Origin of the sequence: Staphylococcus sp. HMSC034C12 (assembly GCF_001835895.1) — a bacterium.
GTDB classification, from domain to species: Bacteria; Bacillota; Bacilli; order Staphylococcales; family Staphylococcaceae; genus Staphylococcus; species Staphylococcus hominis.
The window spans coordinates 171,066-189,180 of the sequence record NZ_KV826331.1 but is presented as its reverse complement, the minus strand read 5'-3'; the positions used below and the strand labels follow the sequence as shown (position 1 = coordinate 189,180).

At 31.2% G+C, this 18,115-nt stretch carries 15 protein-coding genes, 1 riboswitch and 1 other annotated feature; all 15 genes read left to right on the top strand.

Annotated elements, in window-relative coordinates:
- Window positions 1–31: 31 nt before the first annotated feature.
- Entirely contained in the window at window positions 32–1,303 is a 1,272-nt protein-coding gene (gene icd / locus HMPREF2629_RS07580; RefSeq protein ID WP_017176130.1) for an NADP-dependent isocitrate dehydrogenase, read from the top strand.
- A 224-nt stretch (window positions 1,304–1,527) separates the two neighbouring features.
- A complete protein-coding gene (locus HMPREF2629_RS07575) occupies window positions 1,528–2,238 on the top strand; it encodes a response regulator transcription factor (protein ID WP_017176131.1) in 711 nt (236 codons plus the stop codon).
- The gene (gene pnpS, locus HMPREF2629_RS07570) at window positions 2,238–3,935 is read left to right on the top strand and encodes a two-component system histidine kinase PnpS (protein WP_048681004.1); all 1,698 of its coding nucleotides are present in this window, start codon (window positions 2,238–2,240) and stop codon (window positions 3,933–3,935) included. Before HMPREF2629_RS07575 ends, pnpS begins: the two co-directional genes overlap by 1 nt.
- 180 nt (window positions 3,936–4,115) lie before the next feature.
- A complete protein-coding gene (gene polA, locus HMPREF2629_RS07565; protein ID WP_049419697.1) occupies window positions 4,116–6,752 on the top strand; it encodes a DNA polymerase I in 2,637 nt (878 codons plus the stop codon).
- A gap of 15 nt (window positions 6,753–6,767) precedes the next feature.
- The gene (gene mutM, locus HMPREF2629_RS07560; RefSeq protein WP_017176134.1) at window positions 6,768–7,640 is read left to right on the top strand and encodes a bifunctional DNA-formamidopyrimidine glycosylase/DNA-(apurinic or apyrimidinic site) lyase; all 873 of its coding nucleotides are present in this window, start codon (window positions 6,768–6,770) and stop codon (window positions 7,638–7,640) included.
- Window positions 7,641–7,661: 21 nt separating this feature from the next.
- Window positions 7,662–8,264: a dephospho-CoA kinase gene (gene coaE / locus HMPREF2629_RS07555; protein ID WP_017176135.1), complete on the top strand. Its 603-nt coding sequence runs from the start codon at window positions 7,662–7,664 to the stop codon at window positions 8,262–8,264.
- A gap of 193 nt (window positions 8,265–8,457) precedes the next feature.
- Window positions 8,458–9,483, top strand: a complete 1,026-nt coding sequence (gap, locus tag HMPREF2629_RS07550) for a type I glyceraldehyde-3-phosphate dehydrogenase (protein ID WP_054105793.1) — start codon at window positions 8,458–8,460, stop codon at window positions 9,481–9,483.
- 287 nt (window positions 9,484–9,770) lie between these two features.
- The gene (nrdR, locus tag HMPREF2629_RS07545) at window positions 9,771–10,241 is read left to right on the top strand and encodes a transcriptional regulator NrdR (RefSeq protein WP_017176137.1); all 471 of its coding nucleotides are present in this window, start codon (window positions 9,771–9,773) and stop codon (window positions 10,239–10,241) included.
- Window positions 10,242–11,612 (top strand): replication initiation and membrane attachment family protein, encoded by a 1,371-nt coding sequence (locus HMPREF2629_RS07540; RefSeq protein WP_017176138.1) that lies wholly within the window; start codon window positions 10,242–10,244, stop codon window positions 11,610–11,612.
- Window positions 11,613–12,533 carry a primosomal protein DnaI gene (gene dnaI / locus HMPREF2629_RS07535; protein WP_054105792.1) on the top strand — a complete coding sequence of 307 codons (921 nt, stop codon included), beginning with the start codon at window positions 11,613–11,615 and terminating at the stop codon, window positions 12,531–12,533.
- Between the two features lie 310 nt (window positions 12,534–12,843).
- Window positions 12,844–14,781, top strand: coding sequence for a threonine--tRNA ligase (thrS, locus tag HMPREF2629_RS07530; RefSeq protein ID WP_037541057.1), 1,938 nt, complete (start codon window positions 12,844–12,846; stop codon window positions 14,779–14,781).
- Between the two features lie 48 nt (window positions 14,782–14,829).
- Window positions 14,830–15,005, top strand: a riboswitch (Lysine riboswitch).
- 152 nt (window positions 15,006–15,157) lie between these two features.
- Window positions 15,158–16,651 (top strand): amino acid permease, encoded by a 1,494-nt coding sequence (locus tag HMPREF2629_RS07525; protein WP_002448996.1) that lies wholly within the window; start codon window positions 15,158–15,160, stop codon window positions 16,649–16,651.
- Window positions 16,652–16,713: 62 nt separating this feature from the next.
- Window positions 16,714–16,841: a sequence feature (ribosomal protein L20 leader region), on the top strand.
- A gap of 23 nt (window positions 16,842–16,864) precedes the next feature.
- Entirely contained in the window at window positions 16,865–17,392 is a 528-nt protein-coding gene (gene infC / locus HMPREF2629_RS07520) for a translation initiation factor IF-3 (protein ID WP_029376817.1), read from the top strand.
- A gap of 27 nt (window positions 17,393–17,419) precedes the next feature.
- Window positions 17,420–17,620, top strand: a complete 201-nt coding sequence (gene rpmI, locus HMPREF2629_RS07515) for a 50S ribosomal protein L35 (protein ID WP_002448990.1) — start codon at window positions 17,420–17,422, stop codon at window positions 17,618–17,620.
- 53 nt (window positions 17,621–17,673) lie between these two features.
- A complete protein-coding gene (gene rplT / locus HMPREF2629_RS07510; RefSeq protein WP_002448983.1) occupies window positions 17,674–18,030 on the top strand; it encodes a 50S ribosomal protein L20 in 357 nt (118 codons plus the stop codon).
- Window positions 18,031–18,115: the final 85 nt, after the last annotated feature.

The window sequence follows — 18,115 nt, the reverse complement described above, 5'->3', positions numbered from 1 at the left end:
TTTCAAAATTTAATTTATGGAGGCTTTTATAATGGCAGCTGAAAAAATTACTAGAGCAAATGATGAATTATTAAATGTACCTAATGAACCAATTATTCCATTTATTATTGGGGATGGTATCGGTCCTGATATTTGGAAAGCAGCTAGTCGTGTTGTTGATGCGGCGGTTGAAAAAGCATATAACGGTGAAAAGCGTATTGAGTGGAAAGAGGTATTAGCTGGTCAAAAAGCGTACGATGAAACTGGTGAATGGTTACCACAAGAAACTTTAGATACCATCAAAGAATACTTAATCGCAATTAAAGGGCCATTAACTACACCAATTGGCGGAGGCATTCGTTCTTTAAATGTAGCATTAAGACAAGAATTGGATTTGTTTACTTGTCTTCGTCCAGTACGTTGGTTTAAAGGTGTACCTTCACCAGTAAAACGTCCTCAAGATGTTGATATGGTTATCTTCCGTGAAAATACTGAGGATATTTATGCTGGAATTGAATTTAAAGAAGGAACAGAAGAAGTTAAAAAAGTTATTGACTTCTTACAAAATGAAATGGGTGCTACAAATATTCGTTTTCCCGAAACTTCTGGTATTGGTATTAAACCAGTTTCTAAAGAAGGAACCGAACGTTTAGTAAGATCAGCTATTCAATATGCAATTGATAATAACCGTAAATCAGTAACATTAGTTCACAAAGGTAATATTATGAAGTTTACAGAAGGATCATTTAAACAATGGGGTTATGATTTAGCTCATAACGAATTTTCTGATAAAGTATTTACTTGGCAACAATATGATGACATTGCTGAAAAAGATGGTAAAGATGCTGCAAATGACGCACAACAACAAGCTGAAAAAGACGGTAAAATTATTATTAAAGATTCAATAGCAGATATTTTCTTACAACAAATTTTAACACGTCCAGCAGAACATGATGTAGTAGCTACAATGAACTTAAATGGCGACTATATCTCAGATGCACTTGCTGCACAAGTAGGAGGAATCGGTATTGCTCCTGGTGCTAATATTAACTATGAGACAGGGCATGCTATTTTTGAAGCAACACATGGTACAGCACCAAAGTATGCTAACTTAAATAAAGTGAATCCATCATCTGAATTATTAAGTTCTGTATTAATGTTAGAACATTTAGGATGGCAAGAAGCGGCTGATAAAATTACTGATGCTATTGAAGCTACAATTGCTTCTAAAATTGTGACATATGATTTTGCTCGCTTAATGGACAGAGCTACTGAAGTATCAACTTCAGAATTTGCCGATGAATTGATTAAAAACTTAAAATAATATTTATTTTGATAAAACAGTCTAAGATGGATTTTGATGTCTTAGACTGTTTTTGTTCATTATTAATAAATATCAAAACAAGATTAACGAAAAATATTCTTAACAAATTGAAAATAATAAGTAAATGTTAAGTTTATGTAAATTCAATATGTTGTATGTTATTTTTATTTAAATTTCAGTTATAATAAAATTGAAATTGTTAATTCTATTTAGGGAGGCAAATCATGTCACAAAAAGTATTAGTGGTTGATGACGAGCAATCAATAGTAACGTTACTAAAATATAACTTAGAAACAGCAGGTTATATTGTAGATGTAGCGTATGATGGTGAAGAAGCACTCAAAAAAGTTAAAGAGGTTAAACCTGAACTGATTGTATTAGATGTCATGTTACCTAAAAAAGATGGAATAGAAGTATGTAAAACGATTCGATCTGATAAAAATCTTGTACCTATTTTAATGTTAACGGCTAAAGATGATGAGTTTGATCGTGTTTTAGGCTTAGAATTAGGTGCTGATGATTACATGACTAAACCTTTCTCTCCAAGAGAAGTTGTAGCAAGAGTAAAAGCTATTTTAAGACGCTCTCAAATTGCTAATGAAGTCGTAAAAGATGACGTGGAGGATGAAGATATTGTAATTGATAATATTAGAATTCGTCCTGAATTCTTTGAAGTCTATAGAGATGATACCTTGCTTGAACTTACTCCTAAAGAATTTGAGTTATTACTTTATCTTATTGAACGTCAAGGACGCGTAATTACTAGAGAACATATGTTAAATTCAGTGTGGAATTACGAGTTTGCAGGAGATTCAAGAATTGTAGATGTTCATATTAGTCATTTAAGAGATAAATTAGAAGAAAATCCTAAACAACCTAAGTTGATAAAAACAGTTCGTGGATTGGGTTATAAATTAGAAAGACCTAAAGCTTAATGATTAAATTTCATCATAGATTATTACTTCTACTATGTACAATCACAATTATTAGTTTTATAGGCTTAGGTGCAATTCTTCATCATACGATTTATCAGATATTATCAGATACTCAAACTAGAGAATTAAATCATTTATCAGAAAATATCGTAAATTTAAATAAGCGAAATAAACAAGCAGACATTCAGCGTATAGCACAAAATCAAAATTTGGTTGTTAAAATTTCTGAAAATGGACATGTGTTATATCAAACTGGCAATCAACATCAAATTAATCATACTATTGATAATGCAGCTAATCCTTCGAATATTATATATCATAAAAATAAGGATAAGGTGGATTACACATTTAAAAATACTGTAAGTAATCAAACAATATACATAAGTGGTATTAATACTGAAATTTTAGATTTACAAAAAAATATGTGGAAGTACTTATCATTAATTGGAATCATTGTGTTATTTGCTATTTATTTAGCTGTAAGAAGCATTAATCGCACCTATATACGACCAATCAACGAAGTTACTTATGCGACATCTTTAATTGCAGATGGATATTATCATGTTAGAGTACCTGAAAGTAATGTGAAAGAAACAAAAGCATTATTTGTTACTACCAATGATTTAGCAAGACGATTGCAAAAATTAAATAATAAACAAAAAATGCAATCTAATCGCCTTAAAACAACATTAGAAAATATTCCTAGTTCGGTATTAATGATAGATAAACAAGGTGAAATTGTTATTGCAAACCATGCTTATTACGAGGTGTTCAAACCAGATAGTAAAGTCGAAAATAAAGATTATACTGTACATTTAGATAAAGAAATTCAACATCTTATTATTGAAAGCTTTAAAACTGAAAAACCGTTGCATGAACAAATTGAGTTATACATTAATGATGTTCATCAAAAATATTTTGATGTTTCTTGTATTCCCATTTTAAGTAAATCAAAAAAGAAACTTCAAGGTATGGTTGTAGTATTACATGATATCACTAATCTAAAAAAATTAGAGAATTTGAGACGTGAGTTTGTTGCAAATGTTTCACATGAACTTAAAACTCCAATCACTTCAATTAAAGGATTTGCAGAAACCTTAATTGAAGGTGCAAAGAATGATGAACAATCTCTTGATATGTTTTTAAATATTATTTTAAAAGAATCAAATCGTATAGAATCACTTGTCATGGATTTATTGGATTTATCTCATATTGAACAACAAACTGAGATTGAGACTACTTATGTTAATCTTTCAGATTTAGCACATAATACAATCCATAATCTACAAACTCAAGCTAAGTATAAAAATATCGCTATTAAATCTGAAATAGAAAATGATGTTATTATTGAAGCGCATGAAGGAAAATTGTCTCAAGTTATCACGAATTTACTTTCAAATGCCATTAACTATTCATATGAAAATAATAAAGTTATTGTTAGAGTTTACAGAGAAGATATAAAAGTTAATCTAGAAATCCAAGATTATGGCATTGGGATAGACAAAAAAGATCAAAAGCATATTTTTGAGAGATTTTATAGAGTAGATAAAGCAAGAAGTCGTGACTCTGGTGGAACAGGTTTAGGATTATCGATTACAAAACATATTGTAGAAGCACTTCACGGTACCATTATGGTCGAAAGTGAACTGAATAAAGGATCGCTATTTAGAGTCTCATTTATAGATAAAATCGAATAACTATTTTGTCCTACAAGTTTAGGTCATCCACACTTTAAAATACTTTTTTATGTTTTTAGGATTTTAAAGGGACCTAAACTTGTAGGATTTTATTTTTTGACATTCGTAAAATATCGTTCAGTCGTTATGACCAAAGGTTTATGCTAAAATATAATTAAACTCATTCTGGAGGTTTAAAATTTGAATAAATTAGTATTGATAGATGGCAATAGTTTAAGTTTTAGAGCTTTTTACGCATTGCCACTTTTATCTAATAAAGCAGGGATTCATACAAATGCGATTCTTGGGTTTGCCAAATTACTCGAAAAAATTATCAGAGAAGAACAACCTACACATTTCTTAGTAGCCTTTGACGCAGGTAAGACTACTTTTAGACATTCTAAATATAGTGAATACAAAGGTGGACGTCAAAAAACACCACCCGAATTAAGCGAACAATTCCCCTATATTCGACAATTGTTAGATGCTTATCATATTAAACATTATGAATTAGAAAACTACGAAGCAGATGACATTATTGGTACATTAAGTAAAGAAGCAGATCAAAATGATTTTGAAACTATTATTGTAACTGGAGATAGAGACTTAACACAGTTAGCAACTCAAAATGTGACTATTTATTATACTAAAAAAGGGGTCACAGACGTTGATCACTATACTCCAGAATTTATAGCAGAAAAATATAATGGTTTAAAACCAATACAAATTATTGATATGAAAGGTTTAATGGGAGATAGTTCAGACAATATACCCGGTGTAGCTGGAGTAGGAGAAAAAACAGCAATTAAACTTTTAAATCAATTTGATTCTGTAGAAGGTGTCTATGAGAATATTGATAAAGTATCTGGTAAAAAATTAAAAGAAAAGCTCGAACTTAGTCATGAAGATGCATTAATGAGTAAAGAGCTTGCTACAATTAATCGACATAGTCCAATAGAAGTCACTTTAAGTGATACGAAATTAAGTGATATCAAGGATAATCATGAAAAAATTGAACTTTTCAAGAAATTAGAATTTAAACAATTATTAGCAGATATAGATAATGAAGCATCTGAATTTGAGCAAGAACAAAAACAAGTTTCTTTTGATATTTTGCCTACATTTGAATATGTTGATTTTAATCATCTTGATGAAGCAGTGATTCATTTCGAAATAGATGGTTCTAATTATTTAAAAGATGATATTTTAAAGTTTGGATTTTATGATAAAGAACGTTATATCGTAGTTGATGCAGATAATATTAAAGATTATCCAGAACTTATTAAATGGTTGGAAAATGAAAATTCTAAAAAGGTAGTTTATGACGCAAAGAAAACATTTGTTATAGCACACAGATTAAATATTACCATTCAAAATATCGTTTTTGATGCGATGTTAGCAAGCTACATTATTGATCCATCACGAACGATTGATGATGTCTATTCGGTTGTAACAAATTATCATCAAACGTATGTTAAAGAAGATGTCTCTATTTATGGGAAAGGTAAAAAGCGACAAGTTCCTAATGCTGAAATTTTAAATACGCATATTGCATCTATTACTAAATCTATTGATGCTGTTAAACCGTTAATGGAAAAAGAACTAGAATCACATCAACAAATGAATTTACTAAAAGATTTAGAACTTCCGCTAGCACGTATTTTAAGTAAAATGGAAGAAATTGGTATTTATACAGATATAAATGATTTACAACGCATGCAACAAGAATTACAAGAGAAGTTAGAATTGTTAGTTCAGCGTATTCATGATGCAGCAGGTGAAGAATTTAACATTAATTCGCCTAAACAACTCGGTGTTGTTTTATTTGAAACATTAAAACTACCTGTCATTAAAAAAACAAAAACAGGTTATTCTACAGCGGTCGATGTCCTAGAACAGTTACAGAATGAACATCCTATCATTAATGATATTTTAGAATATCGTCAATTAGCTAAATTACAATCTACTTATGTGGAAGGTTTACAAAAAGTCATTAGTAATGATAAGCGTATACACACTCGTTTTAATCAAACATTAGCACAAACTGGACGATTATCTTCAGTTGATCCTAATTTACAAAATATACCGATTCGACTTGAAGAAGGGCGTAAAATACGTAAAGCATTTAAACCTTCATCTGAAGACAGTGTTATTTTATCTGCTGATTATTCTCAAATTGAATTACGTGTCTTAGCACATATTACACAAGATGACAGTTTAAAAGAAGCATTTATTCATGGACAGGATATTCATACTGCTACAGCACGAAAAGTATTCGGTGTTGAAGCGGAGGAAGTCACTGATTTAATGCGTAGACAAGCCAAAGCTGTAAATTTTGGAATCGTTTATGGTATTAGTGATTATGGCTTAAGTCAAAGCTTAAATATAACTCGTAAAGAGGCAAAAATATTTATTGATGATTATTTAGCAAGTTTCCCTGGAGTTAAGCAATATATGAGTGACATTGTAAAGGATGCTAAAGCAAATGGCTACGTTGAAACATTATTGCATCGTAGACGTTATATTCCTGACATTACTAGTCGTAATTTTAATTTAAGAGGTTTTGCGGAGCGAACAGCAATGAACACTCCAATTCAAGGAAGTGCAGCAGATATTATTAAACTTGCTATGGTGGAATTTGATAAGCAAGTTCAACATACGTCTTACAAAGCTAAATTACTTTTACAAGTACACGATGAATTAATATTTGAAGTGCCTAAGTCTGAAGTTGAAGAATTTAGTTTATTTGTTGAAGATATCATGGAGCATGCATTAGACCTAGATGTTCCATTAAAAGTAGACTCTAATTATGGTCCTACTTGGTATGATGCGAAATAGAAAGAGGAATGAATAATGCCAGAATTACCAGAAGTTGAACATGTTAAAAGGGGAATAGAACCTTTTATTGTAAATACTACAATTAAAAGTATTTCATTTTCTAAAAAAGTAATTGAAGGTAAAAGTCAGAATAAAGAAACGATTATCAAAGGAATGAATTTAGATGGTTTTCGTTTGAATTGCGAAGGCTATAAGATAATTAAAGTCGAACGAAGAAGTAAATATATTGTTTTTCATATTGAAAAGCATAATCGTAAACGTGTGTTACTTAGTCATTTAGGTATGGCTGGTGGATTTTTCATTGTCAATCACCTATCTGAGATAGCAATTCCCAACTATCGTAAACATTGGCACGTGATTTTTCATTTAAATAATGGAAAAAAATTAGTGTTTTCAGATATACGTCGATTTGGTGAGATTAGAAATTTAAATTCATTTGAAGATTATCCTTCATTTTTAGAAATAGCGCCTGAGCCTTTTGACGAAGAAGCGTTACAACATTTTAATCACTATTTATCTCAAAAAAAAGTAGCCAATAAACCTATTAAACAGATGTTATTGGATCATAAAATCGTAGCAGGATGTGGAAATATCTATGCTTGTGAAGCGTTATTTAGAGCAGGTATCCATCCTGCTAGAAAAGTAAAAGATACGTCTCATCAAGAAAGACAAATGCTCTTTTATTATGTACAAGAAGTTTTAAAAGAGGGTATTGATAATGGTGGAACCAGTATTTCAGATTATCGTCATGCAGACGGAAAAACTGGACAAATGCAATTACATTTAAATGTATACAAACAAAAGACATGTAAAGTATGTGGCCATGATATTGAACAAAAGGTTATAGCATCTAGAAACAGTCATTTTTGCCCATATTGTCAGAAATAAATAAAGTGAGCGGTGATATAAATGCCTAAAGTAATTGGATTAACAGGTGGAATAGCTACCGGAAAGTCAACAGTTTCTAAATTATTATCAGAATATGGATTTAAAATTGTCGATGCAGATATAGCTTCAAGAAAAGCAGTAGAGAAAGGATCAACTGCTTTGGAACGAATAAAAGAAACGTTTGGCGATGAAGCAATCACAAGTGACGGAGAAATGAATCGAGAATACATTGGAGAATTAGTATTTAATCATCCAGAAAAACGATTAGAACTTAATGAAATTATTCATCCTATTGTAAGAACGATTATGGAACAAGAAAAGCAACACTATGTACAACAGGGATATGATGTGATTATGGATATTCCGCTTCTGTTTGAGAATGATTTACAAGATACTGTGGATGAAGTTTGGCTCGTCTACACATCAGAAAGTGTACAAATTGAACGTTTAATGAAACGTAACAATTTAGACTTGGATCAAGCAAAAGCGAGAGTTCATAGTCAAATATCAATTGATAAAAAAAGCAGAATGGCTGATCATGTTATAGATAACTTAGGAAGTAAATCTGAATTAGAAACCATTCTTAAACAACTATTGATTGAAAAAGGATACATTCATGAATAATATAAAAAAGAGTTTAGGGCTTTATTTTAAGTCTTAAACTCTTTTTATTTATACAATAAAATATATTAGTTATATAAACTTAAAATGTAAAAGTAAAAAATATTACATTATTTTCGGTAAACGCTTTCAATCGAAATCTATTATGTTATACTAATTTTATAAAGTATAACATATAAAACAAGGGGTGCTTTAAATGTCAACAAATATTGCAATTAATGGAATGGGTAGAATAGGAAGAATGGTTTTAAGAATTGCATTACATAATGAAAATTTTAATGTGGTTGCGATTAATGCAAGCTATCCACCTGAAACAATTGCACATCTAATTAACTATGATACAACGCATGGACGTTATGATAAAAAAGTAGAACCAATTGATGATGGTATACGTGTTGACAACCATGACATTAAGTTAGTGTCAGATAGAAATCCTGAAAATTTACCATGGAAAGATTTAAATATAGATATCGTAATTGAAGCAACTGGAAAATTTAATCATGGTGATAAAGCAGTTGGACATATTCGTGCTGGAGCTAAAAAAGTATTACTAACTGGTCCATCTAAAGGTGGAGAAGTTCAAATGATTGTTAAAGGGGTAAATGATGACAAATTAGATGTTGAAAAGTATGACATTTTCAGTAATGCTTCATGTACGACAAATTGTATAGGACCAGTTGCTAAAGTTTTAAATGATCAATTTGGTATTGTCAATGGATTAATGACTACTGTTCATGCAATTACTAATGATCAAAAAAATATTGATAATCCTCATAAAGATTTACGTAGAGCACGTTCATGTAATGAAAGTATTATTCCAACTTCTACTGGAGCAGCAAAAGCATTGAAAGAAGTTTTACCAGAATTAGAAGGTAAACTTCATGGGTTAGCTTTACGTGTGCCTACAAAAAATGTTTCTTTAGTTGATTTGGTTGTAGATTTAGAAAAACCGGTAACTGTTGACGAAATTAATAATGCATTTCGTCATTCAGATTTAGATGGTGTTTTAGAAGTAGAACATGCACCTTTAGTGTCTGTCGATTTTAATACAAATCCACATTCAGCTATTATCGATGCTGAGAATACAATTGTAATGGATGAACATAAGGTGAAAGTGATTGCTTGGTATGATAATGAATGGGGTTATTCTAATAGAGTAGTAGAAGTAGCTGAAATGATTGGTGAACAACTAGTAGAAAAGTCTACTGTGACTGCAGTTTAAGCTTTTAATAAATAAAAGATTGTTAATTTTAGAGTTGATAGCCTAATCTAATGTCCTTGATTTTATAGATTAAAACATTATAAAAACATTAAATAATTTTTTAATGAGTCATATATAGGAAAGTGAAAAAAGAATTTATATTGAATTCTATTTCACTTTCTTTTTATATTCTATATAGGTTTAGACAGCTAAGTTGTATCAATTTATTATTAATACATATGAGTTCTTTTGTCATAAATCGTTTTTATAGTATAATGGAGCATAATCTATTCAAGAGGGTGACAGATATGAAATGCCCAAAATGTAGTGCCACACATTCACGTGTGGTAGATTCAAGACATGCTGATGAAGCTAACGCAATACGTAGAAGACGTGAATGTGAGAATTGTGGGACAAGATTTACAACATTTGAACATATTGAAGTGAGTCCACTTATTGTGGTCAAAAAAGATGGAACACGTGAACAATTTTTAAGAGAAAAAATATTAAATGGCCTTGTAAGATCTTGTGAAAAAAGACCAGTTAGATATCAACAATTGGAAGACATTACTAATAAAGTAGAGTGGCAATTACGCGATAAAGGTCATACAGAAATTTCATCTAGAGATATAGGTGAACATGTAATGAATTTGCTCATGCATGTAGATCAAGTCTCTTATGTACGATTTGCGTCAGTATATAAAGAGTTTAAAGATGTGGATCAATTACTAGCATCGATGCAAGGTATTTTGGATGATAACAAACGGAGTGATTCATAAATGAGTTTTAAATCTTATGAGTATGGTTTAAGTCCACACGATGGATTTAAAGTATATCGACATTTTTTCTTTAATCATCAACAATTAGAGATATTAAATCGATTGTACATACCGTTAATTGGCTTTAAAGCTATTGGTGTATATCATTTCATGAACCAATTTATCGATGAAGTTGAAGATACTATTCTCACACATTACACTATTATGAATGAGCTTAAAATAAATTTATTAGAATTCCGTGAATATATGGATTTACTTGAAGGCATTGGGTTAATTAAAACATTTGTAAAACATGATAGTAATCAGTCTATGTTTATATATGAATTGATTCAACCTCCAACTGCATACCAATTTTTTAATGATCCAATGTTATCTATATACCTATACAATGAAGTTGATAATCGAAGATATAAAGATTTAAAAGCGTATTTTGAAAAAAATGAACCAGATTTAAACGCATTTCAACAAGTAACGCGCAAATTTACTGATGTATTCAAGGTTCCACATAAAAATATATCTATTGATGCTTCAACAATTCAAAAGGAAAATCATTCAGCTACTATAGATTTAGATAATGAATCATTTGACTTTGATATGTTGAGAGATATGTTACAACATCATTTTATAAGTGGAGAAATTATCACTAAAGAGGCAAAACAATTAATTTTACAATTGGCTACTTTATATGGGTTAACGCCTACTTCTATGAAACGAATCATTCTTAACTCTATCACACAAAATCAAACGTTATCATTTGAAGAGATGAGAAAACAAGCAAGGTCTCATTACTTAATTGAGCATCAACAACAGCTTCCTAAGTTACAAACTAAAGCTAATCCTTCTAATCATTTAGAACAATCACAGAGTCCAAATGAGACTACTGATGATATAAAGGAAAGTGATAGTTGGTTTAAGTTATTAGAAGACACAAGTCCTATCGATATGTTAGCGTCTTGGTCAGAATCAGAACCAACTTTACAACAAAAAAGAATGGTAGAAGAGTTAATAGAGCGTGAAAAATTGTCATTTGGTGTAATTAATATTTTATTACAATTTGTAATGCTTAAGAATGAAATGAAACTTCCTAAATCCTATATATTTGAAATCGCTTCAAATTGGAAAAAGTTAGGTATTAAAACTGCACAACAAGCATACGATTATGCGCTGAAAACAAATCAACAAATCAATGATAGTATAACTAAAAAAACAAAACGTCAGTATAAACAACGTGACGTTGCATCGATAGAAAAAACACCAAAGTGGTTAAAAAATAAAAATCAACAAGATGAAAAACCAAACAATAATGATGCGCAATTTGAAAAAGATAGAGAAGCGTTTCGTGCTCAATTAGAACAAGATTGGGAGGATTAGATGAAACCATTTAGTAAACTTATAAAAAATCAAGATAATTTAAACAAAAGAATTGCTAAAATAAAAAATCAAGTCATTAATGATTCTGATGTTAAGCAATTTTTAAATCAACACCAGTCAGAACTTACTAATGAAATGATTGATAAAGATTTAAATGTACTTCAAGAATATAAAGATCAACAAAAACACTACGATGGTCACGATTATGCACATTGTCCAAACTTTGTTAAAGGTCATATTCCAGAATTATATATAGAAAATGAGCGTATTAAAGTTCGTTATCGATTATGTCCTTGCAAAATTAAATACGATGAAGAACGTTTAAGTTCACAACTCATTACTGCCCATCACATACAACGTGATACGTTGAATGCAAAAGTTAAAGATATCTATACCAACGATAGAAGTCGACTTGAAATAGCGATGGAAGTTAACGATATTTGTAAAAAGTTAGTTAACGGTGAACGCGTTAAGGGTCTTTATATACATGGCCCATTTGGAACAGGTAAATCTTTTATTTTAGGAGCGATCGCAAATCAGCTTAAGTCAAAACATGTGCCATCTACAATAGTATATTTACCTGAATACATTCGTATACTCAAAGGTGGTTTTAAAGATGGAAGTTATAATGAAAAGTTAGAGCGTATACGAGAAGCAAATATATTAATGTTAGATGATATCGGAGCTGAGGATGTCACAACTTGGGTAAGGGATGAGGTAATAGGTCCCTTATTACATTATCGTATGGTTCATGAATTACCAACATTCTTTAGTTCAAATCTAAATTTGGAAGAATTAGAACATCATTTATCTATTTCAAACAAAGGGGCAGAAATAACGAAAGCTGCTCGAATTATCGAACGTATCAAAAGTTTAGCAAATGAATTTTATTTAGATGGGAAAAATTTACGAAATAATTGAAATTTACAATGTGTGATGTATAATAAAGATAAATCTAAATCGTTGAAATAAATGAAGATATGGTAATTTAATCTCTATCATACAGCAAGCCAACAATTGATGAGAATTTGGTTGATATATTAAATTATTACTCCTTCATATTTAGATGCTGGTAATCAGTATCCGGCTCAAGACCGTTATCTTATGAAGAGATATCTAGAATACATCTAGATAACTAGGGTGGTACCGCGACGAACTCGTCCCTTTTATAGGGAGGAGTTTTTTTATTTTCTTCAGCGATCATAGAATAAAATTTATGGAGGGTTTCGATATGGAACAAATTAATATTAAGTTTCCAGATGGCAATTCAAAATCATTTGACAAAGGAACTACTACAGAAGACATTGCACAATCAATTAGTCCTGGACTTCGAAAAAAAGCAGTAGCAGGAAAATTTAATAATCAACTCGTTGATTTAACTCGTCCACTTGAAGAAGATGGGGCAATTGAAATTGTTACACCTGGTAGTGATGAAGCTCTAGAGGTATTACGTCATTCAACTGCTCATTTAATGGCTCAAGCATTAAAACGAATTTATGGAGATGTTAAATTCGGCGTTGGCCCAGTGATTGAAGGTGGTTTTTACTACGACTTTGATATGGATGAAAAAGTATCATCAGATGACTTTGAAAAGATCGAAAAAACAATGAAACAAATTGTTAACGAAAATTATAAAATTGAACGTAAAGTGGTTTCTCGTGAAGAAGCAAAAGATTTCTTTAAAGATGATCCATATAAATTAGAATTAATTGATGCAATTCCTGAAGATGAGAATGTAACATTATACAGTCAAGGTGAATTCACAGATTTATGCCGTGGTGTTCATGTACCATCAACTTCAAAAATTAAAGAATTTAAACTGCTTTCTACTGCAGGTGCATATTGGCGTGGAGATAGTGACAATAAAATGTTACAACGTATATATGGTACTGCTTTCTTTGATAAAAAAGATTTAAAAGCACATTTAGAAATGTTAGAGGAACGTCGTGAACGTGATCATCGTCGTATTGGTAAAGATTTAGAATTATTTACAAATAATCAACTTGTTGGTGCTGGTCTTCCACTATGGTTACCAAATGGTGCAACAATTCGCCGTGAAATTGAACGTTATATTGTAGATAAGGAAGTAAGCATGGGATATGATCATGTATATACTCCAGTTTTAGCTAATGTTGAACTTTATAAAACTTCAGGTCATTGGGATCACTATAGAGATGATATGTTCCCACCAATGAAATTAGATGAAACTGAAGAAATGGTATTACGTCCAATGAACTGTCCACATCATATGATGGTTTATAATAATAAACCACATTCTTATCGTGAATTACCAATTCGTATTGCTGAATTAGGTACTATGCATAGATATGAAGCAAGTGGTGCAGTATCAGGCTTACAACGTGTAAGAGGTATGACTTTAAATGATTCTCATATCTTTGTGCGTCCTGACCAAATTAAAGATGAATTCAAACGCGTTGTTCATATGATACAAGATGTCTATGAAGACTTTGGTTTTGAAGATTACACTTTCAGATTAAGTTACAGAGATCCTGAAGATAAAGAAAAATATATGGACGATGATGACATGTGGAATAAAGCTGAGTCTATGCTTAAAGAAGCAGTAGATGAAATGGGCTTACCATATGTTGAAGCCATTGGAGAAGCAGCATTCTATGGCCCTAAATTAGATGTTCAAGTTAAAACTGCAATGGGTAAAGAAGAAACCCTTTCAACTGCACAACTTGATTTCTTACTACCTGAACGATTTGACCTTTCTTATATTGGTAGTGATGGTGAAAATCACCGTCCTGTTGTTATTCATCGTGGCGTAGTTTCAACTATGGAACGTTTTGTAGCTTTCTTAACTGAAGAAACTAAAGGTGCTTTCCCAACATGGTTAGCTCCAAAACAAGTTGAGATTATTCCAGTAAATGTAGATTTACATTATGACTATGCGAGAAATTTACAAGATGAATTAAAATCTCAAGGTGTTCGTGTAGAAATTGATGATCGTAACGAAAAAATGGGCTATAAAATTCGAGAGGCACAAATGCAAAAAATTCCTTATCAAATTGTAGTAGGAGATAAAGAAGTTGAAAACAACGAAGTAAATGTTCGTAAGTATGGCTCACAAGATCAAGAAACAATAGAAAGAGATGAATTTATCTGGAACTTAGTAGATGAAATTCGTCTAAAAAAACGTAGATAGTCTTGATAAAATAATATTCTTAATGTATATTACAAAGTAGTTAAATAAAAATGAGTTAGAGGTTGCATCTTTAAAAAGTAATACTTCAGAAGTTGATATGGAACGTATGTTGAAAGTATGAAAGGTAAAGATGCCGAAACAAATGATAACCATACTTATGATTTGTTGGGACAGTTATCGAATAGAAACTGTACTGTCACAGTTTGTGATGTGCTACCGATATAGATTAAGTAATGGGTGCATATCTTAACGGTATGTACCTATTTTTTAATTTGTAATTTGATTTACATATCATTTATAAAAATTAAATATGTTAATTATCTTCACATAACAAATAAATACTTAGCTAACCTCTACATTAAGAAAGGGAGCTTATATGAGTAAAGTTGAAAATCAAGATAGTGGTATGAAGAGAGGGTTAAAAGATCGTCACATCTCCATGATTGCAATGGGAGGCTGTATTGGTACAGGCCTATTTATGACCTCAGGTGGTGCTATTCACGATGCCGGTGCATTAGGTGCGCTTATTGCATATGCAATTATTGGAGCTATGGTATTCTTTTTAATGACTTCTTTAGGAGAAATGGCTACGTATTTACCTGTTTCGGGTTCATTTAGTACCTATGCAACACGATTTGTAGATCCATCATTAGGATTCGCATTAGGCTGGAACTATTGGTTTAACTGGGTAATTACTGTAGCGGCAGATGTAACTATTGCAGCGCAAGTCATTCAGTATTGGACACCTATGGCAGGGATACCAGCATGGGTATGGAGTTGTATCTTTATAGTTATTATTTTCGCATTAAACTCTTTATCTGTCAGAGTATATGGTGAAAGTGAATATTGGTTTGCACTTATAAAAGTGATTACAGTAATTATTTTTATAATTATTGGTATTTTAACTATATTAGGAATTATGGGTGGACATTTTGTAGGATTTGAGACATTTACTAAAGGTGATGGGCCAATCCTAGGTGGAAATCTTGGCGGTAGTTTACTTTCAATTCTAGGTGTATTCTTAGTTGCTGGTTTCTCCTTCCAAGGTACTGAATTAATAGGCATTACTGCTGGAGAATCTGAGAATCCAGAACGTGCTGTTCCAAAAGCAATTAAACAAGTTTTCTGGAGAATATTATTATTTTACATTTTAGCCATCTTTGTTATTGGTATGTTAATTCCTTACAATAGTAATGCATTAATGGGTGGAGATAACGATGTTGCAACATCTCCATTTACGCTTGTCTTTAAAAATGCAGGGTTAGCATTCGCTGCTTCATTTATGAATGCAGTTATTTTAACCTCAGTATTATCAGCTGGTAATTCAGGGATGTATGCATCAACACGTATGTTATATTCAATGAGTAAAGATAAATTAGCTTTCGCTTCATTTGGTAAAACGAATAAACATGGCGTGCCATATTTATCATTGATTGCTACTGGTGTACTTGTAGTCGTTATTTTCTTAGTACAAAAATTAAGCGGAAATGCTTATGAATATATTGTAGCTGCCAGTGGTATGACAGGGTTTATTGCTTGGGTAGGTATTGCAGTAAGTCATTATCGCTTTAGACGAGCATTTAATGTTCAGCATCATCGTAAATCAGAATTGAAATATAAAGCGAAATGGTTCCCATTCGGTCCAATATTTGCAGGTATATTGTGTGTGATTGTGATTGTTGGACAAGATGTAGATTTCATTAAAACAGGGCACTTTGATCTTAATCGATTTATTATTACGTATATGGGTATTCCAGTATTTTTAGTATTCTTTATTTATCATAAATTAAGATATAAAACTAAAAAAATACCTCTTGAAGAAGTTGATTTAAGCCAAGATGTCTCAATGAATGAAGTAAAACATCACTAATTTTAAAAAACAATTGACATGCTTAATAAAACTTGATATGATTAGTATCGTTGATTACGAAACGAACCAAGTAGAAACACCCGTTTCTCACCTGTAGCGACGCAAAAAGCTGTTGGCAGGTTAATCATGTCACACAATTATTGTGTATGAGTGAAGAGCGGGCAAATATTGTCCGCTCTTTTTGCTTGGGAAAATTTCGTAAAATTTTGGGAGGTGTCAACCATAGCAAAAGATCAAACGCAAGTTAACGAAAAAATTCGCGCAAAAGAATTACGTTTAATTGGCCAAAATGGTGACCAAATTGGTGTTAAATCTAAAAGAGAAGCTCTTGAGATGGCTGAAAGAGTTGAATTAGATTTAGTAGTTGTTGCACCAAATGCTAAACCACCTGTTGCAAGAATTATGGATTATGGTAAATATAAATTCGAACAACAGAAAAAAGAAAAAGAAATGAAGAAAAAACAAAAAGTTATCAATGTTAAAGAAATTCGTTTAAGTCCAACTATTGAGGAACACGATTTCCAAACTAAGTTGAAAAATGGACGTAAATTCTTAACTAAAGGTGACAAATGTAAAGTTTCTATTCGTTTCAGAGGTCGTGCAATTACACACAAAGAAATTGGTCAACGTGTTTTAGAAAAATTTGCAGACGAATGTAAAGATATTGCCACTGTTGAACAAAAACCTAAAATGGAAGGGCGCCAAATGTTTATTATGTTAGCGCCTATAAACGAAAAATAATTTACTTTTATTAGGAGGAAATGAATCATGCCAAAAATGAAAACTCACCGTGGAGCAGCTAAACGTGTTAAAAGAACTGGTTCAGGTCAATTAAAACGTTCTAGAGCTTTCACATCTCACTTATTTGCAAATAAAAATACTAAACAAAAACGTAAATTACGTAAAGCTAAACTAGTATCTAAAAGCGATATGAAACGCGTAAAACAATTATTAGCTTACAAAAAATAATTAATATTACTTTCGAACGATGATAAAGCGATATATTTAAGGAGGAATTTAACATGCCACGAGTTAAAGGTGGAACAGTAACAAGAGCACGTCGTAAAAAAACGATTAAATTAGCTAAAGGTTACTTCGGTTCAAAACATACATTATATAAAGTAGCAAAACAACAAGTGATGAAATCAGGTCAATACGCATTCCGTGACCGTCGTCAACGTAAACGTGATTTCCGTAAATTATGGATTACACGTATTAATGCAGCTGCACGTCAACATGACATCAGCTATTCTCGTTTAATGAACGGCTTGAAAAAGGCTGACATTAACATTAACCGTAAAATGCTTTCTGAAATTGCTATTTCAGACGATAAAGCTTTCGGTGAATTAGTATCAAAAGCTAAAGATGCTTTAAAATAATTAATATTTAAAAGCCAATAAGGTAACTATAAAACCTTATTGGCTTTTTTATTTACTTTTATTCATCAAATATTCTTTAATAGAA

What these genes read in the sequence shown, in the direction of transcription:
- rplT (WP_002448983.1), top strand. Translation starts at nt 17,674, where the DNA reads ATGCCACGAGTTAAAGGTGGAACAGTAACAAGAGCACGTCGTAAAAAA.
- nrdR (WP_017176137.1), top strand. Translation starts at nt 9,771, where the DNA reads ATGAAATGCCCAAAATGTAGTGCCACACATTCACGTGTGGTAGATTCA.
- gap (WP_054105793.1), top strand. Translation starts at nt 8,458, where the DNA reads ATGTCAACAAATATTGCAATTAATGGAATGGGTAGAATAGGAAGAATG.
- HMPREF2629_RS07540 (WP_017176138.1), top strand. Translation starts at nt 10,242, where the DNA reads ATGAGTTTTAAATCTTATGAGTATGGTTTAAGTCCACACGATGGATTT.
- dnaI (WP_054105792.1), top strand. Translation starts at nt 11,613, where the DNA reads ATGAAACCATTTAGTAAACTTATAAAAAATCAAGATAATTTAAACAAA.
- HMPREF2629_RS07525 (WP_002448996.1), top strand. Translation starts at nt 15,158, where the DNA reads ATGAGTAAAGTTGAAAATCAAGATAGTGGTATGAAGAGAGGGTTAAAA.
- mutM (WP_017176134.1), top strand. Translation starts at nt 6,768, where the DNA reads ATGCCAGAATTACCAGAAGTTGAACATGTTAAAAGGGGAATAGAACCT.
- rpmI (WP_002448990.1), top strand. Translation starts at nt 17,420, where the DNA reads ATGCCAAAAATGAAAACTCACCGTGGAGCAGCTAAACGTGTTAAAAGA.
- pnpS (WP_048681004.1), top strand. Translation starts at nt 2,238, where the DNA reads ATGATTAAATTTCATCATAGATTATTACTTCTACTATGTACAATCACA.
- coaE (WP_017176135.1), top strand. Translation starts at nt 7,662, where the DNA reads ATGCCTAAAGTAATTGGATTAACAGGTGGAATAGCTACCGGAAAGTCA.
- icd (WP_017176130.1), top strand. Translation starts at nt 32, where the DNA reads ATGGCAGCTGAAAAAATTACTAGAGCAAATGATGAATTATTAAATGTA.
- HMPREF2629_RS07575 (WP_017176131.1), top strand. Translation starts at nt 1,528, where the DNA reads ATGTCACAAAAAGTATTAGTGGTTGATGACGAGCAATCAATAGTAACG.
- thrS (WP_037541057.1), top strand. Translation starts at nt 12,844, where the DNA reads ATGGAACAAATTAATATTAAGTTTCCAGATGGCAATTCAAAATCATTT.